Source organism: Chryseobacterium sp. MEBOG06 (genome assembly GCF_021869765.1).
Taxonomy (GTDB): domain Bacteria; phylum Bacteroidota; class Bacteroidia; order Flavobacteriales; family Weeksellaceae; genus Chryseobacterium.
Window position 1 is genome coordinate 2,765,047 of the sequence record NZ_CP084580.1, and the last position, 23,961, is coordinate 2,789,007.

At 36.4% G+C, this 23,961-nt stretch carries 23 protein-coding genes; 16 read left to right on the plus strand and 7 right to left on the minus strand.

All coding sequences use genetic code 11. The annotated features are described in order from the left end of the window. Window position 1 precedes the first annotated feature (1 nt). The gene (gene glgB / locus LF887_RS12690; protein WP_236854569.1) at window positions 2-1,948 is read right to left on the minus strand and encodes a 1,4-alpha-glucan branching protein GlgB; all 1,947 of its coding nucleotides are present in this window, start codon (window positions 1,946-1,948) and stop codon (window positions 2-4) included. Window positions 1,949-2,143: 195 nt separating this feature from the next. On the opposite strand from glgB, the gene LF887_RS12695 reads away from it, so the two are divergent. From LF887_RS12695 to LF887_RS12755, 13 genes are all read left to right on the plus strand, one after another. Next, window positions 2,144-3,085, plus strand: coding sequence for an alpha/beta hydrolase-fold protein (locus LF887_RS12695; protein ID WP_236854570.1), 942 nt, complete (start codon window positions 2,144-2,146; stop codon window positions 3,083-3,085). Beyond that, a complete protein-coding gene (locus LF887_RS12700; protein ID WP_236854571.1) occupies window positions 3,082-3,264 on the plus strand; it encodes a hypothetical protein in 183 nt (60 codons plus the stop codon). The genes LF887_RS12695 and LF887_RS12700 overlap by 4 nt, the downstream gene beginning before the upstream one ends. A gap of 81 nt (window positions 3,265-3,345) precedes the next feature. Next, window positions 3,346-4,761 carry a M17 family metallopeptidase gene (locus LF887_RS12705; protein WP_236854572.1) on the plus strand — a complete coding sequence of 472 codons (1,416 nt, stop codon included), beginning with the start codon at window positions 3,346-3,348 and terminating at the stop codon, window positions 4,759-4,761. Between the two features lie 141 nt (window positions 4,762-4,902). Beyond that, window positions 4,903-6,117, plus strand: coding sequence for an acetyl-CoA carboxylase biotin carboxylase subunit family protein (locus LF887_RS12710; protein ID WP_236854573.1), 1,215 nt, complete (start codon window positions 4,903-4,905; stop codon window positions 6,115-6,117). 4 nt (window positions 6,118-6,121) lie between these two features. Next, complete coding sequence (locus LF887_RS12715; RefSeq protein WP_236854574.1) at window positions 6,122-6,397, plus strand: hypothetical protein; 276 nt, start codon at window positions 6,122-6,124, stop codon at window positions 6,395-6,397. Window positions 6,398-6,424: 27 nt separating this feature from the next. Beyond that, a complete protein-coding gene (locus LF887_RS12720; protein ID WP_236854575.1) occupies window positions 6,425-7,138 on the plus strand; it encodes an alpha/beta hydrolase-fold protein in 714 nt (237 codons plus the stop codon). 177 nt (window positions 7,139-7,315) lie between these two features. Beyond that, window positions 7,316-8,269 carry a RimK family alpha-L-glutamate ligase gene (locus LF887_RS12725; RefSeq protein ID WP_236854576.1) on the plus strand — a complete coding sequence of 318 codons (954 nt, stop codon included), beginning with the start codon at window positions 7,316-7,318 and terminating at the stop codon, window positions 8,267-8,269. 28 nt (window positions 8,270-8,297) lie between these two features. Continuing rightward, entirely contained in the window at window positions 8,298-9,416 is a 1,119-nt protein-coding gene (locus LF887_RS12730; protein ID WP_236854577.1) for a carboxylate-amine ligase, read from the plus strand. 33 nt (window positions 9,417-9,449) lie between these two features. Then, complete coding sequence (locus LF887_RS12735) at window positions 9,450-10,283, plus strand: type 1 glutamine amidotransferase (RefSeq protein WP_236854578.1); 834 nt, start codon at window positions 9,450-9,452, stop codon at window positions 10,281-10,283. Between the two features lie 79 nt (window positions 10,284-10,362). Next, complete coding sequence (locus LF887_RS12740) at window positions 10,363-11,541, plus strand: hypothetical protein (protein WP_236854579.1); 1,179 nt, start codon at window positions 10,363-10,365, stop codon at window positions 11,539-11,541. Between the two features lie 854 nt (window positions 11,542-12,395). After that, the gene (locus LF887_RS12745; protein ID WP_236854580.1) at window positions 12,396-12,854 is read left to right on the plus strand and encodes a hypothetical protein; all 459 of its coding nucleotides are present in this window, start codon (window positions 12,396-12,398) and stop codon (window positions 12,852-12,854) included. Between the two features lies 1 nt (window position 12,855). Then, on the plus strand, window positions 12,856-13,803 hold the full coding sequence (locus LF887_RS12750) for a 4Fe-4S binding protein (RefSeq protein ID WP_236854581.1): 948 nt from the start codon (window positions 12,856-12,858) through the stop codon (window positions 13,801-13,803). 3 nt (window positions 13,804-13,806) lie between these two features. Beyond that, window positions 13,807-14,259, plus strand: a complete 453-nt coding sequence (locus LF887_RS12755) for a hypothetical protein (protein WP_236854582.1) — start codon at window positions 13,807-13,809, stop codon at window positions 14,257-14,259. A gap of 79 nt (window positions 14,260-14,338) precedes the next feature. Here the strand turns inward: LF887_RS12755 and cphA are convergent, their stop codons facing one another. Beyond that, window positions 14,339-16,969: a cyanophycin synthetase gene (cphA, locus tag LF887_RS12760; protein WP_236854583.1), complete on the minus strand. Its 2,631-nt coding sequence runs from the start codon at window positions 16,967-16,969 to the stop codon at window positions 14,339-14,341. 198 nt (window positions 16,970-17,167) lie between these two features. Between cphA and LF887_RS12765 the strand changes: the two genes are divergently transcribed. The 3 genes from LF887_RS12765 (at window position 17,168) to LF887_RS12775 (ending at window position 19,451) form a co-directional block, all read left to right on the plus strand. Beyond that, a complete protein-coding gene (locus tag LF887_RS12765) occupies window positions 17,168-18,058 on the plus strand; it encodes a cyanophycinase (RefSeq protein ID WP_236854584.1) in 891 nt (296 codons plus the stop codon). 213 nt (window positions 18,059-18,271) lie between these two features. Then, window positions 18,272-19,114 (plus strand): isoaspartyl peptidase/L-asparaginase, encoded by an 843-nt coding sequence (locus LF887_RS12770; protein WP_236854585.1) that lies wholly within the window; start codon window positions 18,272-18,274, stop codon window positions 19,112-19,114. 100 nt (window positions 19,115-19,214) lie between these two features. After that, window positions 19,215-19,451, plus strand: coding sequence for a YtxH domain-containing protein (locus tag LF887_RS12775; RefSeq protein WP_236854586.1), 237 nt, complete (start codon window positions 19,215-19,217; stop codon window positions 19,449-19,451). A 113-nt stretch (window positions 19,452-19,564) separates the two neighbouring features. Here LF887_RS12775 and LF887_RS12780 read toward each other — a convergent pair whose 3' ends face one another. The 5 genes from LF887_RS12780 to LF887_RS12800 form a co-directional block, all read right to left on the minus strand. Then, on the minus strand, window positions 19,565-20,356 hold the full coding sequence (locus LF887_RS12780) for a class I SAM-dependent methyltransferase (protein ID WP_236854587.1): 792 nt from the start codon (window positions 20,354-20,356) through the stop codon (window positions 19,565-19,567). 95 nt (window positions 20,357-20,451) lie between these two features. Beyond that, a complete protein-coding gene (locus LF887_RS12785; RefSeq protein ID WP_236854588.1) occupies window positions 20,452-21,099 on the minus strand; it encodes a GNAT family N-acetyltransferase in 648 nt (215 codons plus the stop codon). A 7-nt stretch (window positions 21,100-21,106) separates the two neighbouring features. Continuing rightward, entirely contained in the window at window positions 21,107-21,946 is an 840-nt protein-coding gene (locus tag LF887_RS12790; RefSeq protein ID WP_236854589.1) for a PH domain-containing protein, read from the minus strand. A gap of 14 nt (window positions 21,947-21,960) precedes the next feature. Continuing rightward, window positions 21,961-22,833, minus strand: coding sequence for a PH domain-containing protein (locus LF887_RS12795; RefSeq protein ID WP_236854590.1), 873 nt, complete (start codon window positions 22,831-22,833; stop codon window positions 21,961-21,963). Window positions 22,834-23,008: 175 nt separating this feature from the next. Continuing rightward, entirely contained in the window at window positions 23,009-23,869 is an 861-nt protein-coding gene (locus LF887_RS12800) for an SHOCT domain-containing protein (protein WP_236854591.1), read from the minus strand. Between the last annotated feature and the right edge of the window lie 92 nt (window positions 23,870-23,961).

The window sequence follows — 23,961 nt, forward strand, 5'->3', positions numbered from 1 at the left end:
TTTATCTCTTATGTTTAATTCTGTGTAATTTATATTTTTTATCTTTCTTCTGCCTTAAAACAACTCCTGCTAAAGGGGGCAGCTTGATAGTCATTGATTTCTGATGGCCTCTCCATTCTTCATATTTCTCCTCTACTATTTCAGGCTGGACACCGCTTCCGCTGTATTTTTCATCATCAGAGCTAAGAATAACCTCCCAGTGTGTACCGGCAGGAATTCCGATTTTATAATCCATTATGTTAGGCTCAAGATTCAGCGCAATCATCATTACATCATCTCTTCTCTTGCCCTTCCTAAGGTATATATAGACTGAGTTTTCCAGATCATCTGCTTCCACCCACTCAAAACCACTCTTATCAAATTGATTTTCATAAAGGGCACATTCTGATCTGTACAGATGATTCAGTTCTTTTACAAGCTCCTGTAATCCTTTATGAACCGGATATTTCAATAAATGCCAATCGAGGCTTTTGGTAAAATCCCACTCACTGGTCTGCCCGAATTCGTCACCCATAAAAAGCAGTTTTGCTCCCGGATGGGTAAACATGTATACATACAGAGCACGGAGATTGGCAAATTTCTGCCACTCGTCGCCCTTCATTTTATAGATTAAACTCGCTTTTCCATGGACCACTTCATCATGGGACAGGGGCATCATATAATTTTCGTTATACATATACATGGAAGCGAACGTAAGCTTATGATGATGGAATTTACGGTTAGAAAAATCTTCTTTAAAATAATCCAGTGTATCATGCATCCAGCCCATCATCCATTTCATTCCAAAACCTACCCCTCCGTCATGAACAGGTTTCGTAAGCATGGGGAAGTCAGAGCTTTCTTCCGCAATTGTTATAATACTGTTTCCAAACTCTTTGTAAACAGCGGTATTAAATTCCTGTAGAAAAGCTTTAGCTTCCAGGTTCACATTTTCACCATATATATTAGGGTCCCATTCCCCTTCGTTTCTTGAATAATCTAAATGAAGCATGGATGTTACCGCATCTACACGCAGTCCGTCAGCATGATACCGATCCAGCCAGAACATGGCATTTGAAATCAGGAAAGATTTCACTTCATTTCTTCCATAATTGAAAATATGCGATTTCCAATCCGGATGAAACCCTTTTTTTGGGTCCGGATGTTCATATAAATGAGATCCGTCAAAACGATACAGTCCATTCGCATCTCCGGGAAAGTGAGAGGGTACCCAATCTAAAAGAACTCCTATTCCGTTTTTATGAAGTTCATCAATAAAATACATAAGATCCTGAGGTGAACCAAAACGTGAAGTTGCCGCATAAAATCCCGTAATCTGATATCCCCAGCTGGGATCATACGGATATTCCATTACTGGCATAAACTCTACGTGGGTAAATCCCATTTCCATTATATAGGGAACTAATTTTCTTGCAATATCCCGATAATTTAAAAACCGGTCCGGATGCTCTTCTTCTCTTACCCATGACCCCAGATGCAGTTCATAAACAGAGACAGGCGCTTCCAAACTATTATTTTTCCAGCGGTTCCCCATCCACTCCTGATCATTCCATTCATACCAGGTAGTGGACACTAATGAAGCAGCCTGAATATTCTGCTCCCAGCTTAAAGCATACGGGTCGCTTTTTTCCAGAATTTCACCTCTGGGTGTTTCGATCGCATATTTATATAGCGTACCCCAGCTTAATCCCTCAATAAATCCTTCCCAGATACCTGATTCGTCCCATCTCGGAAATAAAATATGATCTTTATGATTCCAGTTATTAAAATTTCCGATTACTGATACTTTCGTTGCATTAGGTGCCCATACTGAAAAATAAATTCCTTTTACCCCTTCTTTTACCACTGAATGTGCTCCAAATTTACCATACAGCTTATAATGCCTGCCTTCTTTGAAAAGGTAAACATCATGATCAGTGAAAAGCGTATAGGTTTTAACAGAATTCATCAAGCTCGGTTTATATTTTTTTTGAAACTACGAAAAATACTGATAACAGGGATTAATTATTCTTCAAATAATTGTCAAGTCAGTTTCTCCTTTTGTATTTCTATCAAATATATCATTTTTTAACCCATATTTTTATGATTTCAAAACAATCTTTTTTTTATAAATTTAACCGCAATATTTTATTAAACACATACGATGAGGTTTGAACTTTATACAGAAGAAAAAGACGACAGACCGGTATTTATTACCGGAAATTTCAACAACTGGAACCCCAAAAACTATGCCTTTCAGCTTACAAAAGTGGATTCATTCAATTATTTTATAGAAATTGAAGATCAGATTCTTGCTACAGAAATTGAATATAAGTTTACCAAAGGAGGCTGGGAGAACGTAGAACTGGATAAGCATGGAAAGATTACTCCCAACCGGAAAGTGAAAAAATCAGATTCCAAAATTTCGGATACTGTTGAAAAATGGAGGTTAAACTGGGGGCCTTTCAAAGAAGAATATTTTCCCACAGCAGAGGTTATATCTGAAAAATTCTATATTCCGCAGCTTGACCGTTACCGTAAAGTCTGGGCGCTTTTACCTTATGACTATCATACCACAGACAAACGATATCCTGTTTTATACCTTCAGGATGCCCAGAATCTGTTCAATGAAGGAAGTGGTTTCGGGAACTGGGAGATTGATAAAAAACTTTCTATTCTTGCTGAATATGGCCGTGGCGACGTTATCATCATTGCCATAGAGCACGGCAGCGAAGACAGAATAAAAGAATATATTTTCGACAATGATAATATTGCCAACGGCTCTGAAGGGAAAAAATATATCCGCTTTATCACAGATACTCTAAAACCGTTTGTTGATGAAAACTACAGAACCAGGAAAGACCGTGAGAACACAGGAATCGGAGGCAGTTCTTTAGGAGCGCTGATCAGCATATACAGCGGTTTTCTTTATCCTGAAGTATATTCAAAATTATTGATATTCTCTCCTTCTTTATGGGCAGAACCTAACAACAACTTTCCGATGATGAATTTCCGGGTTCCTTTTAAAATAAAAATTTATCTATATGGCGGCGGACAGGAAGGATCCAAAATGGTAAAAAGAATTCACATTTTGAAGAATATATGAAAAGATGGGAAAAGAAAAATCTTTTTGATTTTGAGTTCAGAACGAGCATCAATCCTGAGGGAACCCACAATGAGTTCTATTGGTCGCAGGAATTCCCAAGGGCTATTGAATGGCTCTTCTATGACAATACTGAAAACCCTGTGGAAGTAAAGCCACAACAACAAAGCATTAAAAATTAGGACTATGAAATCACCAGTGCAAAATATCCTGCAAAATAGAAGGTGATTGTATACAAACCTTAGATAAAAAATAGATTCATTATGAAATTAATTAATAAAAAAGACAAAAATTACACTCAGGTTTTTCACATATTCACGGAGGAAGAATGGGCGAAAACAAGTAAAAATTTCAATAAAAATATTTCTACTTTTTTTACGGGAAAGAAGTATGAGGTTTTCATTAATGCCCATGAAGAAGGTATTACCTATTTTATTGGATTAGGAAAGTCGGGGTTACAGAATTTCGAAATCCAACAGGTTGCTGTAAAGTTTTCACAGACTCAAAAAGAAAAAATACAGACAGTTCCTACTTTATTTCTGGCAGATTTTATGAATGAAAAACAATTCGAAGAATTTGCCAAGGGATTATTGACCGGAACCTACCATTATCCATTTCAAAAAAGCCATGCTTTCTGGGATGCAAAATTTGAAATACACTTTGAAAATCTGAGCCAGAAAAAACTTGATCATATTAGTCAAAAAGCGGAAGCGTTAAGCAATGGACAGACTGCGTGTCAGGACTGGCTTAATAAACCTGCCAACCTTAAGAAACCCGACATTTTCAATATATATCTTAAAAATTTGGCCAAAAAGCATGAATTAAAGTATACCGTTTTCAACAGGAAAAAATGTGAAGAATTGGGACTAGGCGCTTACCTTTCTGTAAATCAGGGAAGTGCTTATGATGCAGCGTTCACTATTTTAGAATATAAAACCACTGTTAAAAATGCGAAGACCTTTGGATTGGTTGGGAAATGTGTGTTATTTGATACTGGCGGTATATCGTTGAAAAATTCAGCTAATCTGCATTATATGAAATCTGATATGGGAGGTGCTACAGCGGTTCTGGGAACACTGATCTATGCAGCTGAGATGAAGTTACCAGTCAATATCATAGCTATTCTGCCTGTCACAGATAATGCAATATCAGAAAAAGCACTGCTTCCAAGTGATGTCATCACAGCTTATAACGGAAAGACCATTGAGGTACTCGACACGGATGCTGAAGGACGACTGATCCTGGCTGACGGACTCTCTTATCTTTCTAAAAACTACAAAACGGATTACCTTATTGATCTTGCTACTTTAACGGGAAGTTCGGTGAGAATGTTTGGAGATACTTGCGGAGCCCTATTTTCCAATAGTGAAGAATTAAAAAATATATTATTAAAAACGGGAGATCATACCAATCAAAGATTATGGAATCTGCCTTTATGGGATGTTTGGAAAGATGATATTCAATCTGATGTGGCTGATCTTAAAAACATCTCTATGAAACCCATAGGAGACTGTATTATTGCTGCAAAATTTTTAGAACAATTCATTGAAAACCATTCTAAATGGGCTCATTTGGACATTGCTGGAGTAGCCTTTGGAAAGGTGGGATATGCCAAAGAAAAAGCAGCAACAGGTTTTGGAGTTCAGTTGCTCGTGGATTTAATTGAAAATTATCACTAAAAATTAGTTTTTTTCAAAAAAACTCTGTATACTTGATTAGTAGATTTTCAAAAACGCATGGTATATTAGTTTTCAATATTAATAAAACAAAATATAAACGCTTTTATTTTTGAATATTTACTAAAACTAAAAAAACATTATATGGAGAAGAAAACTATTGTATGTATTTCGTGCTACTACAAAGGCTACGATTTTATGGACGAAATGAAGACACTCGGTAATAAAATCATCTTAGTAACATCTGAAAACCTTAAAGAAAAAAACTGGCCCTGGCATGCTATTGATGAAGTTTTTTATATGCCGGAACTAAAACCGTCTGTATGGAATCTTGAACATCTTATCCAGGGATTTTCACACCTCATGAAAACCAGGAAAGTAGATGCTGTAGTGGCACTTGATGATTATGATGTGGAAAAAGCTGCATTAATCAGGGAAACATTCCGCATTCCCGGAATGGGACAGACCACTCACCGCTATTTCAGGGATAAGCTGGCAATGCGGCAAAAGGCTAAAGATTCAGGCATCAGTGTTCCGGAATTTACAGCAGTATTTAATGATGATGAAGTTAATGAGTTTATATCCCGGGTACCGGCACCATGGGTACTGAAACCCCGTTCAGAAGCTTCAGCATCAGGAATCAGGAAGATTACAACCAAGGAACAACTTCATGAAGCTCTAGAAGTTCTTGGAGAAGAACGACACCTTTTTTTATTGGAAAGCTTTAAGCCCGGAGACGTGTATCATGTAGACAGCCTTACATTCAATAAAGAGATTGTATTCACTTCAGCCTCCAGGTATCTGTCCCCTCCTATGCAGGTTTCGCATGAGGGAGGTGTATTCAGGTCAAAAACCCTTGGAAGATATTCTGATGAATTCAAGGCACTGGAAGAAATGAATTCCAAAGTACTTTCGAATTTCGGTCTTCTTAACGGAGCTACCCATACAGAATTTATCCGGGGACAAGAAGATGGCCAATGGTATTTCCTTGAAACCTCATCAAGAGTAGGTGGTGCCCATATTCCAGATCTTGTGGAAGCATCAAGCGGAATCAATATATGGCGAGAATGGGCTAAAATAGAAGATGCTCTTCTCAGAGGTAAAAGCTACAGGGTTTCACCTCCTACAGGATACTATTCCGGGCTGATTGTTGCTCTGATTAAAGATAAAGAACCCGATTACAGCGATTTCCAATGTGAAGAAATTGTAAAGTTCCTCCCAATAGACTATCATGTGGGAATTGTTTACAAATCCAGTGATGCAGATATGATACAGAAAAGGCTGGACACTGCTGCAGAAATGATTCATGCAGAAATGCTGAACATTCTGCCGCCTAAAAGCAGTAAGTTAACTTCATAAGATTATGAATAAGGAGATTGACATTAAGAATATTATTAAATTCTTAAAATATAATCTACCCGACAAATCTCTCATAAGAAGTAATTTAGACCAAATAAATCCCGGAAAATGGGAAAGCAAAACCTATTATAAATTCGTCGATTCTACCAGTGCCAATCAGTTGGGTTCAGGATTAATATTCAAAGAGAATATCATTCCGGAACATCCGGCGTTATATACTATTGTATTGGACATTATTGGACATGACCAACTTAGAGGAATCGAGTTTATGACATTATAACCTCAATATTAAAAATCACCAAGAAAAATGCCTCATATAGAACACACAGATTATTATTCGAATATATTAGGAATAAGCCTTAAAGTGGAGGTAACAGGGCATTATGGCCATCCTATTATTATGTTTCCAACTTCACAGGGGCAATATACCCAGAATCATGATTTTCATCTTAACGGAAGTATCAATTGGTATATAGAACAGGGAAAGGTAAAACTTTATAATATTCAGACAATTGACGGCTGGAGTTTTTATGATGAAAAAATAACACCTCAGCAAAGAATAAGAAATTATGAACGCTATGTACAGTTTTTGATTCAGGAGTTTATCCCTTACATTCAGAAACTCCATAAAGAGCATCGTGTAGCAGTCGCCGGGGCCAGCTTCGGAGGTTATCATGCAGCCAATTTCGCATTCAGGTTTCCAGATGTGGTTTCCCATTTATTCTGCCTTTCAGGAGCGTTCAGTATCCGGAACTTTATGGACGGCTATTCTGATGAACTGGTCTACTTTAACTGCCCCAGAGAGTTTGTACGGAATGATGATGCCTGGAAATACAAACATATGCATATTGTATTAAGTACTTCTGATCAGGATATCTGCAGAGATAAGAATATCGAAATGGCTGAAATTTTAAAAGCAAAAGGCATTGATTTCTGGTATGACGAAAGAAAATGGATCGGTCATGACTGGCCATTATGGAGAATGGTGTTTCCAACATTTATAGGAGCCTATTTCTCTTAATACTGTTTTTCTGATCTCTTTTTATACTTAAGTTTTAAAAATATCTGATGATCATGAAATTACAGGTAAATACATAACAATTTCTTTTCACATACATCGGGAATAGCAAGATATAATGATAGGGAAGAAAGATTTTATTTATTATAAAAGTATACGCCAATTTAAAAAACAAAAATTATGACAAAAAAAGTAGGAATTTTATTCGGTATGGAAGATACGTTTCCCTGGGCATTTATTGATAAAGTAAATGAGCTGGGTGGCGGAGATATTGTAGCGGAGCCTGTAACCATTGACAAACTGGAACAGGGAGCAGATTATGGCTATGCTGTAATCATCGACAGAATTTCGCAGGATGTTCCCTTTTACAGAGCTTATCTGAAGAATGCAGCACTTAATGGTACTTATGTGATCAACAATCCTTTCTGGTGGAGTGCTGATGAGAAATTTTTTAATAATGCACTGATGTCTAAGCTAGGAATTCCTCTTCCTAAGACTGTTTTGCTACCGTCCTATGAAAGACCGGACAATACGTCGGAAACTTCATTCAGGAATCTGAAATTCCCCCATGACTGGGAGTATATATTCGAGCATATTGGTTTTCCGGCTTACATGAAACCCCATGACGGAGGTGGGTGGAAAAGTGTTTACAGGGTAGAGAATCCGGATGATCTTTGGAATAAATTAGGAGAAACAGAACAGCTGGTAATGATGGTTCAGGAAGAAATTGTCTTTGATGACTATTACAGGGTATACTGCCTTGGCAGAAAATACGTCCACATTATGCCTTATGAGCCCAGAAATGAACCCCATCTAAGATATGCCACTACTCACCAGACCCAGGGGAAAGAGCTTGAAAAATTGTTGAAAACCATTCATGATTATACGATTACAATGAATGAGGCTCTTGGATATGATTTCAACACCGTGGAGTTTGCTGTAAGAGATGGTATTCCTTATGCTATCGACTTCTGTAACCCGGCTCCTGATGCAGACAGAAACTCTGTAGGAGAGGAAAATTTCGCGTGGATCATAGAACATGCTGCCAAACTGGCTGTAGAAAAAGCTAAAGAATATGTTCCGGGGAAACCTAATATTGAATGGGGGACTTTTGTGAAAAATTCCATAAAATAATATTGAAAAAAATAAAAAACACAAGAAAATGCATCAGTTTACTATTGGAATTGAAGAAGAATATCAGATCATTGATGTTGACAGCAGAGATCTTGTTTCTCACGTTTCAAAAATCATTGAAGGTGGAAAAGCTGTTTTAAGTGAAAATTTAAAACACGAAATGCATGAATCCATGATTGAAATGGAAACAGGCATCTGCCAGAATATTCAGGAGGCCAGAGCAGAATTAACGAGTTTAAGAAGACATCTTATCAATACTGCTCATGAACAGGGACTTCGTGTTTCCGGAGGGGGTACACATCCTTTTTCGCATTGGTCTGACAATACGATCACCCAGGGGGAAAGATATGTGAAAATTGTAGATGATATGGGAGATGTAGCCCGGGAAAATCTTATTTTTGGACTTCATGTACACATCGGGATCCCAAATCGTGAAGAAGGAGTGAGAATTCAGAATGTGATGCGCTATTTTCTGCCTCACGTGTATGCTCTTTCTACTAACTCGCCATTTTGGATCGGAAGATATACCGGCTTCAAATCCTACAGACAGGAAATTTTCGTAAAATTTCCGAGAACCGGTATTCCGAGTTATTTTAATTCTCTGGCAGAATTTGACAGCTATGTTGATCTTCTGGTGAAGACCGGAACCATTGACAATGCCAAGAAAATATGGTGGGATCTGCGGGTTCACCCATTCTACCCTACTATTGAATTCAGAATCTGCGATATGCCTTTAAGGATTGACGAAACAGTATGTCTAGCAGCCATCATGCAGAGTTTGGTGGCAAAGATCTATAAGCTGCATCAGCAGAATCTGAGTTTCAGAAGCTACAGAAGGCTGCTGCTGAATGAAAATAAATGGCGTGCTTCCAAAAGTGGTATTGAAGCTCATTTGATTGATTTTGGAAAAGAGGAATCAGTTCCTTATCCATATTTATTAAAAGAACTGCTAGAGTTTATTGATGATGTGGTAGATGATTTGGGGTGCCGTCATGAGGTAGAATATGCCTGGAAAATTCTGGAAAACGGAACCGGAGCAGACCGACAGCTTCAGATCTTTAAGGAAACAGGCGATCTTACAAAAGTTGTAGATTATATGATTTCTGAAACAGAATATGGCATCACCCATGGGGAAACTGCTTCATAATATTTTTGGTAACTTTACAAAAAATATGATGTAATGAAAGATATTCGAATTGCCCTTCTGGACATGAATAACAACCATGTCAATCAAGGCTTTAGAAACATTAAAGAAATTTCTGAAGCTTTTCAGAATAGCTCTGAAGAAAACGTTACCATCAAAACGTTTGATGTAAGGTTTAAAGATGAAATGCCGGAGATTACAGACTTTGATATTTTTATTTCTTCGGGCGGACCGGGAACTCCTCACAGAGAAGGTCTTGCCTGGGAAGACAGATTCGCTGATTTTTTGAATGCTGTTTTTGAGCATAATCAGCATAGTGATGATAAAAAATATCTATTCCTGATCTGTCACTCATTCCAACTGGCAAGCATTCACTGGCAGTTAGGCAATATCTGTAAAAGAAAATCCTACTCTTTCGGCGTAATGCCTGTTCACAAAACAAAGGAAGGCAAAGAAGAGTTTTTATTTAAAAATCTTAAAGATCCATTCTATGCAGTAGACTCCAGAGCCTATCAGTTTATTGAGCCGGATCATGACCGTTTGGAAGAACTTGGAATGACCATAATGGCTATTGAGAAGTTCCGCCCTCATATTAATCTCGAAAGAGCAGTGATGGCTGTTCGTTTCTCAGATGAAATATTCGGAACCCAGTTTCACCCTGAAGCCAACCCAGAGTCTCTGATTGAAAATCTGAAAGATGATAAAAACAGAGAAGCGATGATTGAAAACTTTGGAATGGAAAAATATCTTGAAACGATGGACAGAATAGATGATGAAGATAAAATCATCCTGACCAGAAATCAGATTCTTCCAAAATTCCTTCAGTTTGCAAAAAAAAACATTTTGAAAGAAATTGAGTCTTTGGCTTAGCAAACCACTATTTCTTTCAATTACAATACTGAAATCGGGCAGAAATGCTCGATTTTTTAACATCACAAAAGAAAAAAATATGATCCCAAAATACAGACAACAGTTTAATCAGGAATTTTCACAGGAAAAATATCAGAAGCTTAAAGATATTCTAACCCAAAAAGGAGGTATAGAACCTACTTTCAGAGTTTCAGAAAGTCCTATTTTTCTGACTAAAGAATTTCAAAACAAACTTATTGATGCCAGCGAAAGTATCATCAGCCAGATTAAAGCAATTCCAGCTGAAATTCTTCAGAATGCGATCCCTGAAAACTGCAAAGTGCCCAATGATACAGCCCAGCCTCACTTTTTCACCATCGATTTTGGGGTCTGTAAAAGTGAAAATGGAGAAGTTGAACCCCAGCTTATAGAACTTCAGGCTTTCCCTTCTTTGTATGCTTTTCAAAAGGTATATGAGGAAACTTTCTGTGAGGTTTATCCTTTTCTTTCGGAAATCAGAAATCCTATGCATCCAGAGGATTTCAAAAAATATTTACAGGAGCTGATCGTAGGGGATGAAAATCCTGAAAATGTAATCCTGCTTGAAATCTTCCCGGAAAAACAGAAAACAGCTATTGATTTTGCTTTAACAGAGCAATTATTAGGAATAAAAACAGTCTGCCTGACAAAGGTAAAGAAAACGGGCAAAAAGCTTTATTATGATAACAATGGAAAACTGATAGAAATTAAAAGAATCTACAATAGAGTTATTTTTGATGAGCTGGATCGTATTCCTGATCTTACTACTGAATTTAATTTCCGTGATGAGGTTGATGTAAAGTGGATTACCCATCCGAACTGGTTCTTTAAAATATCAAAGTTTCTTTTACCTTTATTACATCATCAATTCGTCCCGAAAAGCTATTTTCTACATGAGTTTCCGGAACATGAAAATCTTGAAAATTTTGTTTTAAAACCTCTATTTTCATTTGCAGGAAGCGGTGTTAATTTAAATCCGACTCAGGAAATTACAGCTTCTATTGAGGATAAAGAAAATTATATTCTGCAGAGAAAGGTAAACTATGAACCTATTTTTGAAGATATCAATGGTGAATATTCAAAAGCTGAGATCCGTTTGTTGTATATTTGGCGGGAAAATGATGAACATCCTATCCTATTGGAAAATCTTAGCAGAATGACCAAGGCAGCGATGATCAATGTAGATTTCAATAAGAAAGATGCCATCTGGATTGGAAGTTCTAATGCATTTTTTGGATAAAAAAATTTAAAACTAATATACATGAAAGAAAGCTCAGCAACTTTCAAAGAATTTGACAGTAACAACAGGGTAACAAGAAGAAGAGATCTATTACCTGGATGGATAAAATTTTCTTATGGATCTTTTTAATTGGAGGCCCAATAGCCGCTATTTTATTAATCTTAGACCCTTTTCTCAACCATACCAACCTATCTATATATGGAATTAACGCCCATCATCCTTATTCAATGACAGAACTTTTGATATGTTTACTATTTACTTACAAAGGCATTGTGACCTACGACTTTGGTTTGAACAAAAATGCCCCCCAAGCGCTATCATTGATGCAATAATAGGCATTGTCATTTGCTTTATTATGATGGCAATTATCCCTTTTACTATCCCCAATATCAACTTTACACTGAGATTAGAACTTATCCCGTTGCATTTTCACCTTATAAAAATGCAATAAAGAAAATCTGGGAAAATTCTTAACAAACAAAAACCTCCAAAATTCTGGAGGTTTTGTTTTTTCTTATTGTTCTTTCATTAATTCCTGATCTATCATAATCAATTATTTATCAGTACTTCTTTTTCTATTTTTTTTAAAAATCACAATCAGAAAAAGTATAGGAAATTATCGTTAAACCAATACCTGCAAAGGTTTTTAAAACTCCATTAATTGTGATTTATTTCAAAAACAAAAGCTATTTATTGTATATTTGCCGCGGAAAAAAATGATGTGGACACCCTATCTAATTGGGAAATCTTATAGAAAGATCAAAATAGTATGGATAATGTGGATTTCAACAAGAATATTCAATAGGATGGGAGTTCTAAAGTTTTTTTACAAAAGCTAAAATTTAACTATTAGAATGAACAGAAAAACATTTATTCAAAAATCTTTTCATGGAATTTTATATGCAGGATTAGGTAGTACCTTATTATCCTGTATACAAGATAATTTTAATGATGAAATTAATACCTTTAACAATAATGATCAATTAAAAAAGAGATTCAAGCCGATTTATATAATTAGTGAAAATTCTGACATTAAAGGAAGAAAATCAAGATCAGTAAATTTTGACAGAAGAAAAGTTATCCTTATGGAATTTGTAAGTCTTGGATATATTACCTTAAATGAGTCTATCAGTGAAACTAATAAAACCAATAAGAATTTAAAAATAATGAAGTTGAATGATGAGTTTTCATGTGTCCTTTTCAAGGAACCTATCCAAATAAGCCTACCCAATACATTTACAAAACTTAAGTTTCAATATATACATTACAGTGAGCTTAGCGAAAACTTTACAAAAAAAGAAATAATATTTTAAGATGGCTTTTACTATTGGCGAAAAAATTCTGGTACAGGGTGAACATTGTATAGAATGTACTATGTGTGTTCCGGAGTGTCCGGAACAGGCTATAGATGATACTGAAATGTATTTGGATGTAGGTGGATATGTATCTCTTAAGGGGGTAACAATATCAATAAATGTAGAAAAATGTACCGGTTGTGGCGACTGTATTCCAGTCTGTCCCACTTCAGTTTTTTCTTACTTAAATCAACCTAATCCTGATCCTGGAGGCAATAATAATGGAGGAGGTACTGTTGGTGGTGGTAATCAACCCGGAGAGGATGGACAAGATAAAGATCCTTGCTTACAAGCTTCCAAATCCGCTGCTCACGCAACACAATTATCTCAAACTAATGCATTTAATAATGCATTCAACACAATCGGAGGAATGAATGATGGAAAAGAGCACGGTTATGTACTCGGAAGTCAAAATGGAGCGATTGTTTCTACCGACATACAGCATGGAGGTCCGAATAACATGACTTTGAATCATAATTTTGAAAATCCAGTGGGGAGCATACATATCCATCCGGCCAACGATTCACCTCCCTCAGTAGGAGACGTATATTCTCTGATCAATGCTTACAACGGCAATAATACTTATACCACCTATTATGTAATGAATCCCGATGGTACAGTTTATGCTCTGGCAGTAACTGATCCTGCTGCTATGAGCCAATTTCTACAGAACCATCCTTATACACAAATCCCAGGATATGCACCCAATTTTCCACCACCATTATTTGATGAATGGAATGATTTTGATGGAAGCTGGGAAATGTCATTGTCTCATATTCTGGATAAATATGATGCAGGAATGGCTTTATTAAAAAGAGATAATCAGGGGAATTTTAAAAAAATAAAGATTGATACCAAAAAAAATCCTGACGGAACTATTACTAACACTCAAACAACCTGCCCTTAAGTCATGAAAAATACATTTACTTTCATTCTACTGATAACTCTAAGTTTCTTTTATAAAATGAATGCACAGGAAAAAGTATCCTCAAAGCAAACTATAGGGAGATTTGAGGTTAAAAAAAATAATTATATCGGAAAAAAAGTTAAGGACCTATTAAAAGACTTAAAATTGGATATTCAACTGGTTACTTTTGGAGGAGGTTCACCTGAAGCCAATAACTTTATCACAATAAGGTTTATTGATGATATCAGAAATTCTGATAAAAATGCAAAATCGGCCAAAATAACACTTTTCATTAAGGAACATGATAGTACCACTAACAAGTTATTCCAAAGTACTTCCGGCCTCAAAAAAAGAATTAAGAGAGACAATGTAAAATATAAGACCAATGAAGATATTTTAAAAAGATATGAAAATCTTACTATAATAGAAATTTATGCTAATTCTGATAAAAACTAAGTTGGTATTTTCAATATCAGTAGATAAAAGCATCGGCGGAACCAAAGGTTCCGCCGATGCTTTTTATGATTATATATCTTTATAAATTCTTGTTGTCTTCCAGCAGCTCTCTTGCCTGATATTCCTGTACCAGATCAATGGCATTAGAGATCACATCGCTCAAAGCCGTGATAAAAGTTCCTTCTTCAGCCATTCCCATAGCATGCTTTAGGGCTTCAATTTCTTTAGGGATAATTTCATAGCTTACATCTTTGCCTGCTTCATTGATTCCGTCGATAATCAACCCGTTAATTTCTTCCTCGGTTCTTCCACGAAGATGTTTTTCATTTCGGATGATAATATAATCGAACATTCTTCCGGCAATCTTACCACATTCTCTGATATCATTATCTCTTCTGTCTCCCACGCCCGAAATAATACCTATTTTCTTGGTAGATTCAACATTTTTAAGATAATCTTCAATCGCTTCATATCCGGAAGGATTGTGAGCAAAATCGATCAGCACTTTAAAGTTTTTAAACTTAAATACATTCAGTCTTCCCGGAGTCAGCTGAGCACTTGGAATGAAAGTTCTTAAAGAGTTGGAAATATCTTCAATCCCAAATCCATACAGGTAACTGGCTAAACTGGCTGCAAGAACATTTTCAATCATAAATCGGGCCTTTCCTTCCATCGTAATCGGGAAGTCTTTGGCTTTTCCAATTCTGATTTTCCAGTCTCCTTTTTTAATGGTCACAAAACCTTCCTCATAAACGCAGGTGATTCTACCTTCTTTTGCAAACTTAACAATATGGGGATTATTTTCATCCATACTAAAGATCGCAACATTAGAATCAAGATCATTCAGAATTTTCATGGAATATTCATTGTCTGCATTCAGTACACTCCAGCCGCTTTTCTTTACACTGTCCAGTACTACTCTTTTTACTTTGGTAAGGTCTTTCAGGTTATGAACATCATTCATACCCAGGTGATCTTCTTCAATATTGGTAAGAACTCCAATGTCACACTGTGAAAACCCAAGTCCGGAACGTAAAATTCCCCCTCGAGCTGTTTCAAGAACAGCAAATTCAACAGTAGGATCTTTCAAAATAAACTCTGCAGAAAGAGGCCCTGTTGTATCTCCTTTTGTCAGCATCGTATTCTGAATATAGATACCATCTGAAGTAGTGAATCCTACTCTGTAGCCATTACTCTTTACAATATGTGAAATAAGTCTTGTTGTAGTCGTTTTTCCATTGGTTCCCGTTACTGCAATAATCGGAATGGTAAAAGGCTTTCCTTGGGGATAAAGCATATCTACTACCGGTGCGGCTACATTTCTTGGCAAACCTTCACTTGGCGCCAGATGCATTCTGAACCCCGGAGCTGCATTTACTTCTATGATAGCACCTCCGCTTTCTTTCAAAGGCTGCGTCAGGTTTTCTGCCATAATATCAATACCGCAGACATCCAAGCCAATAATTTTGGATATTCTTTCAGCCATTGTAATATTTTCCGGATGTACCATGTCTGTCACATCTATTGACGTTCCTCCGGTTGAAAGATTGGCTGTTGATTTCAGATAGACCACTTCTCCCCTTTGCGGAACTGTTTCAAGTGTATAATGAAGCTTTTCAAGCAACTCTAGTGTGTCCTTATCCACATCAATCTCAGTCAGCACATTTTCATGACCGTAGCCTCTTCTTGGATCCTTGTTTTCTTTTTCAATAAGCTGCAGAAGGTTATGTTCTCCGTCCCCTACTACATGAGCAGGAACCCTTCTTGCTGCCGCCACCATTTTATTATTAATTACCAGCACACGGAAATCATAGCCCGTAATATATTTTTCAACAATTACTTTTTTCGAATATTTCTGAGCATGCTCCAATCCTATTTTAGCAGATTCCCAGTCATTAACATTAATGGAAGATCCTTTTCCGTGATTTCCATCCAAAGGTTTCAGAACTATAGGATAGTGTATCTTTTTGATTACCTGATCCAAACCTTCTTCATCCACTACCAGATCTCCTATAGGAACCGGAATAGCTGCATCATGAAGCATTCTTTTCGTGAGCTCTTTGTTACAGGCAATATCTACAGCAATAGAACTTGTCTTTCCGGTAATTGTAGCCTGAAATCTTTGCTGGTTTACACCATACCCCAGCTGCACAAGGGAATTGGTGCCCAATCTTATCCATGGAATTCTTCTGGAGGCAGCTTCCTCTACAATACTTCCGGTAGATGGTCCCAGACGCACACGCTCCCGGATCTCTTTTAATTTTTGAATACACGCGTTCAAATCATACTCATGACCTTCTATCAATGCAGCAGCGATATTCACTGCTTCTTCAGCGGCATAGATTCCTGCATTTTCTTCAAGATAATTGAATACTACATTGTACACTCCCGGAGTCTTGGTCTCCCGGGTTCTTCCAAACCCTACATCCATCCCCGCCAGGGTCTGAATTTCTAAAGCAATATGCTCAATGACATGCCCCATCCAGGTTCCTGTTTCCACTCTATGGAAAAAACCTCCTCTCACTCCTTCTGAGCATCGGTGGGTAATCAGCGAGGGTATTAATTTTTCAATCCTCTCTCTGAATCCATCGATTTTATTAGTCGGATAATTCTCCATTTCTTCGAGGTCCAGTCTCATTTGTATCAGCTTCTTTCTTCTGACACTCCAGATGTTAGGACCACGTAGTGCCTGAATCTTTTCAATTTTCATAGTCTATTGGCAATTTAACAGTTAATAATAACTACTTTTATAGCCAAAGATAATGCAAAACCCTAAACAAAACCATACCTGGTTTAAAGATTTATTAAAAAAATATTAATTTCTATTAACATTCCTAAACGATTAAAAATCAAGTAAAGATGGCACGAATTTCGCAAAATAATGTTAATTATTTTTTAATTTTGTACCATGACTAAACCTGTTGGAAAATTAATAGTTATTGGAGGGGCTGTAAACAAAGGTAGTTTTGCCGAAACCGATTATGATCAGAATATTGAAAAGAATCTTAATTTTTTTGAGCGTGGGATCTTAAGGAAGATTATTAACGAATCAAAACACAAAGAAGATTCTGTTATTGAAATCGTAACAACCGCTTCCCAGATTCCTCAGATCGTAGGTGCTGAATATAAAAAAGCATTTGAATTTCTGGGTGCTAAAAATGTAAACATCCTTGATATCCATAATCGTGAAGAAGCCAATTCTGATGCAATGGTGGCAAGAGCTAATGCTGCAGATGTAATGATGTTTACCGGTGGAGATCAGTTGAGACTGACTTCTATCCTTGGAGGAACGAGGTTTCACGATACCATCCTGCTAAAATATCAGGAGCAGGATTTCATCTATTCCGGAACTTCTGCAGGGGCTGCTGCTGCTTCTGAAAATATGATCTACCAGGGAAGCAGCTCTGAAGCTCTGTTAAAAGGAGAAATCAAAACAACCCAGGGACTTGGTTTAATAGACAATGTCATTATTGACACTCACTTTGTACAGAGGGGAAGAATTGGGCGTCTTTTCCAGGCTGTTGTGAACAATCCCAGAACATTGGGAATCGGACTTGGGGAAGATACAGGGCTTTTCATTCATAATGACGTGATGACCGCTGTTGGTTCAGGTCTTGTTATTCTGGTAGACGGTAGATTTATTAAAGATACCAACCTTACCAATATCAATCTTGGAGAACCGATCTCTATTGACAACTTAACGGTTCATGTAATGTCTATGAATGATCATTATGATCTTACCACAAAGGTACTGACGATTGAAAACTCACAGTTCAATCCCATTCCTCAGGATAAATAGACCTTTTGTAATTGATAATTGATAATTGATAATTGATAATCAAAAATAATATGGCTTACTATATAGATGGGACTTCGGTTCCATTTTTTTTGTTTAAAATTTAAAGATATAAATATTGAGAATCTATTATTTTCAGGAAATCTAAAAACGTTGGAATAAATTAAAATTTATCAATTAACTTCGTAGAAGAATATCAGTAATCATTTATATTTTATGAAAATTATCATCCATGGTGGCTTTTTCTCTGAAAGTGACCAAAGCCATGAAGTAAAGACAGCAAAACAAAACTCTTTAAAAGAAATTGCTGAAAAAGCATTTAACTATCTTCAGACGCACTCTGCTTTTGACACGGTTGCCTATGCGGTTTCCCTGTTAGAGGACGACCCATTGTACAATGCAGGAATTGGCTCTCAGATTCAAAGTGATGGTATTATCCGTATGAGCGCAGCAATTATGAATGGAGAGACTCAAAAACTAAGTGGCGTAATCAATATTGAGGATGTGAAGAATCCAATATTTGTTGCCAAAGAACTGATAGGAGAAGATGACCGGGTTTTGGGCGGACAAGGCGCAAAAAACTATGCTTCAAAACACGGATTCGAAAATTTCTCTACAGAGCTTCCCCAAAGAAGAAAAGAATACGAAGCCAAACTTAATAATGGAGGAAAAGGAACGGTAGGTTGCGTAGCGCTTGATAAAGACGGTAAATTGGCCGTTGCTACTTCCACAGGCGGAAAGGGTTTTGAGATTCCCGGAAGAATTTCAGATTCTGCCACTGTGGCCGGAAATTATGCCAATGAAGTTTGTGCTGTAAGCTGCACAGGTGTAGGGGAAGACATTGTGAGTAATGCAACGGCTGCAAAAATCGTAACAAGAGTTACAGATGGCATGAGCCTTGAACAGGCTTTTGATAAGACTTTTGATGAACTAAAAGCTATTGACGGATTTGCCGGAGCCATTGCCATTGATAAAAATGGAAATATTTTTCATCAAGACTCCTATCCTACCATGGTTTTCGCCAGTTTTGACGGCAAAAAATTTCAGGCATTCTCTTAAATTTAACAATTTTTTATAACTCTATTCAATTTTTTGGCACGTAATTTACATATGTACTAATAACAAATTTTAATATTAATACCTTAAAAAAATAGAAATCATGGGAAACAAAACAAAAGGCTTATTAGCTTTATTAGGTTTAGGTGCTTTAGCTTATTGGAAATATAAGAATTCAAGCCCTGAAGATCAACAAGCTGTAAAGGATAAACTTAATACAGCAAAAGACAATTTTAATAAATGGGGAAACGACCTTAAAAGTAAAGCTAATGATGTTGCTTCTCAGGTTCAGAGTAAAGTAGACGAAGTGAAAACAAAAGCTGAGGACTCTTTAAACTAAAAAACAGATAGTTTTTTTAACATTCATATATAGAAAAAGGCCATTGTAATTATTACGATGGCCTTTTTTTGATTTTAAATTTTTCTATCATTAAGCTATTAAGCTCAAGCAGATTATTTTTTCTCTGCAATCAGCGCGTAGACCAATGGCATTTTATCTCCAAACTGGGGAATTCTCCATTTTCCATTTTCAAACTCTTCTACATGTCTGAAACATGGATATGGTGACCAGTCAAATTCTTTAAACGTTTCCAGTTTTATTTCCTTTTTAATAAGACTATCGAGAACTTCGGCTAAAGAATGATTCCACATTACATACTCCTGTACAATTGGTGCAGACTGATCTGCATAAGTTCCTTCATAAGTTTCTACAATAGGCTTTTCATTGAAATAATTATAAGTTATTTTCGTGAAATCGTCATCAAACATCCAGACAACCGGATGAAATTCTGCCATAATGAACTTCCCTCCCGACTTTAAGAAATGAGAGATCACTTCTGCCCATTTTTCAAGATCAGGAAGCCAGCCTATTGTTCCGTAGCTGGTATAAATGATATCGAACTTCTGATCCAGTACATTTGGCAGATCATATACATCAGAACATATAAATTCTGTGTCTGTGCCACATTTCTGTGTCAGATCTCTGGCTGTTTCAATTGCTTTATCTGAAAGGTCAACCCCGGTCACTTTAGCTCCCATTCTTGAAAGGGAAATTGAATCCTGACCAAAATGACACTGCAAATGCAAAATATTCTTCCCTTTTACATCTCCCAGAAGCTCAAGCTCTATTGAGTTCAGTGACGTTCTTCCTTTTAAAAATTCATCCACAAAGTAGAAATCTGATTTCAGATGAGGTTCTACCTTGGCATTCCAGGACTTTTTATTTATTTCTAGGTAATTTTCCATTATTTAACTTTTAAGTAATTTAATCTCCCTGAATAATGTAGTTCTCGGTCATTAATTTCTCTCAGCTTTACCAAATACCAATTTAATAAAAACATTTATAGCTGAGCAGGAATGACAAGAGAAGTATACAGGCTGTACGATTTCCAGCCTAAAGTTTCATATAATAATTTACCTTTTTCCGTTGCCACCAAAAAATTATTGAAAATACCTTTTGATAAAGCGATATTCTCCAATTCTTTCATTAAAAAAGAAGCCAGCCCTTTTCTTCTGTGTTGTTCTTCCGTTACAATTCTGTCATAAATTGCCAGATCGTCTATCAAAACCACACGTCCTATTGAAGCTTGTTTACCACCTTCGGCAATAATTTCAACTGTAAATGTTGAGTTATGATGAGTATATTTTACAAGATACCCTTCCGGAAGAGAAACATCAGAAATATTCATAGGATGAAAGCAGTGCATCATATACCCTTGCGGTTGAAGCTCCCACCTTTCAGGTATCTTATCTATGAATTGATGCGGAGGCACGCAGACTTTCAAATAAACCCATGGTTCAGCAATTGATTGGGCAAGCTGAAAAAAATCTTCATTGGATTCAGCAAACACATAGCGCTCTTTTTGCTTTTCATCACCCACCTCTACTTTAAAACCGGATTTGTATTGGGCAGGTAAAGGTAATTCTCTAGATAAAGCCCACGCTGTTATCCATTTTTGAAGTAAACCATTAGAAACTTTATTTTCCATGATCTTTTTATTTGAGGCGTTCCAAAAGTTTCTTTTTTTGCTCGGCAAATTCTGCATCTGTCAAAATACCGTTTTCCCTTAATTTTCCTAATTTCTCCAGCTGTTCAAAAACGTCTTCTGCAGGTTTTTCATTTACTTCCGCAATCTGTTTCTGAGCAGCTGCTGGGGAAGCATTGTAAATTGCTTTTATAATATCATAGAATTTTTCAGCATCTTCCTTATCCATATAGCATTCAAACTCTACTATTCTTTCATCCAGATGCAATCTGATCACCGGAGATCTCGGATCAGCAATAAAACTTACCAATTGGATCGTCTCATTAGGATAATCACTGATTTTGGCAGATCCAAACATTGATTTTGATACAGAAATCATCCTTAAAGATGTTGCTACTAAAACTCCGGCATCTAGTGTATTAATAAACTGCGCATCAGTGATAGCGATAATTTTTTCATCCTCCGGAATCAGATAAGGGAGTTCTTTGATCTCTCCTCTTGTAAAAGCAGAAAGATTTGCATTGAGCTTTTGCAGTTCATATTTTATTTTTCTCTTTCTGCGTTTAAACACTTCATTTGAAATACTTTGAGGTTCAGAAGTTGTCAGTACAGGAAGATTTTGCTCTGTTATTATTAGTGGCTGTACGGGTTCTGTTTTTCCTGTTCTCAACATATCATGAATGTCCTGAATACTGAATTTATTGAGGTTATAAAGCGATTCTTGGTTGATATTGCTTATTTTATCCAGACATTTATTGCATAAAATACCTCCGCCTGAAAGTACATTAGCTCCCAAAAGTGTATCCATGGAGGTTAATTCCGTATTGCACAATGAACAATTATTACTCATTTCTGTTATTATTATTATAATTTATCAAGCAGTTTTTTTTTCTGTTCTGCAAATTCTTCATCCGTTAAAATACCGGATTCCCTTAGTTTGCCTAGTTTTTCAAGCTTATCAAATATAAGAGCCGGGTCTTCCTTTTTCACTGAACTGTTTTGCTGTTTCTGAGTCTGCTGTACAGATTGAACCTGTTGTTGTTGTTGTTGTTGAGAAGTATAAACATTATTTTGTATTGCATCGTAGAAAACTTTTGCTGCACTTCTGCTATACAGTTTAAATTCACCTTTAAATCCTTCTGTAAATAGTTTCAGTTCTGATGAAAGCAAACCACTGCTATGCTGCATAGAAGTAATTTTGCAAAGGGGAAATTCATTTTCAAATACTCCTCCGAAAAACTTTTTATCAACAAAGACTACCCGCCTTTCCGTGGAAACCAAAATTCCTTCAAGATTATTATACAGATATTTTCCTTCCGCAATAGCAATAATTTTCTCACTTTTATCAAGAACATTCACCAGTTCATTTACCTCACTGTTTACAAAGATGCTGAGCTTAGCATTCAAGGCAGCAATCTGATCTTTTATTTCATCAATTCTACTGGGAGCTTCTATGGTAGAATTAAATAGTACAGATTCGGGAATTTCTGTCACTCTACCAGGTACAGGAATTTCTTCTTCTGTTGGTTCTTCCCCCTGTATGCTTTCTTTTACTACAATATCTCTGATTTGTATCAGGCTGTAATTCGTAAGATCAGATACCAGATCTTTATTGATATTGGTCGCTTTATTCAGGCATTTATTGCACAGAGCACCGCCATCTGAGAGCTTATTTTCTCCCAAGAGGGTGTCCATTGACGTTAATGGTGATCCACATAGAGCACAATCCGTGTTCATTCTAATTTTTATGTTTAAAAGTTTTCAGATCAAAACAGAAGATAAACAAAATCTGTTCTGTATATTTTTATCCAAATTACAGATTATGGATATATTTCAGGGCTTTCTCCCCCTTCATTTTCTATATTTTTCAGAGTTTTTATAGTACTTTCCGTTTTTGATAGTGAATAGAAATTTAGAGTTGAGCCAGCAGTTTTTTCTTTTGTTCGGTAAACTCTTCTTCAGTAAGAATTCCCATTTCTCTTAGCTTTCCAAGTTTTTCCAACTGTTCATAGATCGTTCCGGATGATTCTTTTCCAGTATTGAATATATTTTCCTGACTCAGATCCGGAATGGTTTGTGAAAATGCCTCCAATGGTCTTGAATTCTGACTAAATGATTTTTCTGAATAATTGAAATTCTTTTTTAAAATCTCAGCAAATCCTCTTCCATCGTTTTTATTATGAAGCTTAAATTCTGAGGCACCTGCATTTGTATTAATCTTTAGTACCGAATACAAAAGGTGCTCGATATGATCAATAGAAGAAATGCTTTGGAGAGAGAATTCATTTTTTGCTATGCCTCCCAGAAATTTTTTATCAACGAAAGCGATTCTTTTCTGCGTTGAAAAAATAATCCCTTCTCTCTTACTTTGAAGATCTATTCCTTCAGCAATGGCAAAAAGCTTCTCGTCTCTGTCTAAAATATTAGCCAGCTCATTCACCTCTTCATCTGCAATGACGCTGAGTCTTGCATTAAGGGTTACAATCTGATCTTTGATTTCGTCCAGTCTGGAAGGAGCATCATATTGGTAATAACTTCCGGTGTACTGGTGGCCATCAGGACTTTGACTTGCATCTATTTTACTTTTAAGAAACATTCCGGTAATTTCCGCGAAATAAAACTGATCGAGATTATTGATAAGGTCTCTGTTGATATTAACAGCTTTCGTAAAGCATCCGGCACATAGATAACCGCCGTCCGCAAGTTTATTTTTACCTACGAGCGTATCTGTTGCTGTAAGTGGTGTTCCACACAATGCGCAAATAGTGTTCATTTGGTTTTTATGTTTAAAAGTTTTTTAGTGAATACAGAGCTTATTTTTAACTCTGTTTTAATAATACTGATCCAAATTACAAATTCTAAACC

Excerpts from the sequence above, each read along its gene's own strand:
- glgB (WP_236854569.1), bottom strand. The coding sequence starts at position 1,948 with ATGAATTCTGTTAAAACCTATACGCTTTTCACTGATCATGATGTTTAC.
- LF887_RS12695 (WP_236854570.1), top strand. The coding sequence starts at position 2,144 with ATGAGGTTTGAACTTTATACAGAAGAAAAAGACGACAGACCGGTATTT.
- LF887_RS12700 (WP_236854571.1), top strand. The coding sequence starts at position 3,082 with ATGAAAAGATGGGAAAAGAAAAATCTTTTTGATTTTGAGTTCAGAACG.
- LF887_RS12705 (WP_236854572.1), top strand. The coding sequence starts at position 3,346 with ATGAAATTAATTAATAAAAAAGACAAAAATTACACTCAGGTTTTTCAC.
- LF887_RS12710 (WP_236854573.1), top strand. The coding sequence starts at position 4,903 with ATGGAGAAGAAAACTATTGTATGTATTTCGTGCTACTACAAAGGCTAC.
- LF887_RS12715 (WP_236854574.1), top strand. The coding sequence starts at position 6,122 with ATGAATAAGGAGATTGACATTAAGAATATTATTAAATTCTTAAAATAT.
- LF887_RS12720 (WP_236854575.1), top strand. The coding sequence starts at position 6,425 with ATGCCTCATATAGAACACACAGATTATTATTCGAATATATTAGGAATA.
- LF887_RS12725 (WP_236854576.1), top strand. The coding sequence starts at position 7,316 with ATGACAAAAAAAGTAGGAATTTTATTCGGTATGGAAGATACGTTTCCC.
- LF887_RS12730 (WP_236854577.1), top strand. The coding sequence starts at position 8,298 with ATGCATCAGTTTACTATTGGAATTGAAGAAGAATATCAGATCATTGAT.
- LF887_RS12735 (WP_236854578.1), top strand. The coding sequence starts at position 9,450 with ATGAAAGATATTCGAATTGCCCTTCTGGACATGAATAACAACCATGTC.
- LF887_RS12740 (WP_236854579.1), top strand. The coding sequence starts at position 10,363 with ATGATCCCAAAATACAGACAACAGTTTAATCAGGAATTTTCACAGGAA.
- LF887_RS12745 (WP_236854580.1), top strand. The coding sequence starts at position 12,396 with ATGAACAGAAAAACATTTATTCAAAAATCTTTTCATGGAATTTTATAT.
- LF887_RS12750 (WP_236854581.1), top strand. The coding sequence starts at position 12,856 with ATGGCTTTTACTATTGGCGAAAAAATTCTGGTACAGGGTGAACATTGT.
- LF887_RS12755 (WP_236854582.1), top strand. The coding sequence starts at position 13,807 with ATGAAAAATACATTTACTTTCATTCTACTGATAACTCTAAGTTTCTTT.
- cphA (WP_236854583.1), bottom strand. The coding sequence starts at position 16,969 with ATGAAAATTGAAAAGATTCAGGCACTACGTGGTCCTAACATCTGGAGT.
- LF887_RS12765 (WP_236854584.1), top strand. The coding sequence starts at position 17,168 with ATGACTAAACCTGTTGGAAAATTAATAGTTATTGGAGGGGCTGTAAAC.
- LF887_RS12770 (WP_236854585.1), top strand. The coding sequence starts at position 18,272 with ATGAAAATTATCATCCATGGTGGCTTTTTCTCTGAAAGTGACCAAAGC.
- LF887_RS12775 (WP_236854586.1), top strand. The coding sequence starts at position 19,215 with ATGGGAAACAAAACAAAAGGCTTATTAGCTTTATTAGGTTTAGGTGCT.
- LF887_RS12780 (WP_236854587.1), bottom strand. The coding sequence starts at position 20,356 with ATGGAAAATTACCTAGAAATAAATAAAAAGTCCTGGAATGCCAAGGTA.
- LF887_RS12785 (WP_236854588.1), bottom strand. The coding sequence starts at position 21,099 with ATGGAAAATAAAGTTTCTAATGGTTTACTTCAAAAATGGATAACAGCG.
- LF887_RS12790 (WP_236854589.1), bottom strand. The coding sequence starts at position 21,946 with ATGAGTAATAATTGTTCATTGTGCAATACGGAATTAACCTCCATGGAT.
- LF887_RS12795 (WP_236854590.1), bottom strand. The coding sequence starts at position 22,833 with ATGAACACGGATTGTGCTCTATGTGGATCACCATTAACGTCAATGGAC.
- LF887_RS12800 (WP_236854591.1), bottom strand. The coding sequence starts at position 23,869 with ATGAACACTATTTGCGCATTGTGTGGAACACCACTTACAGCAACAGAT.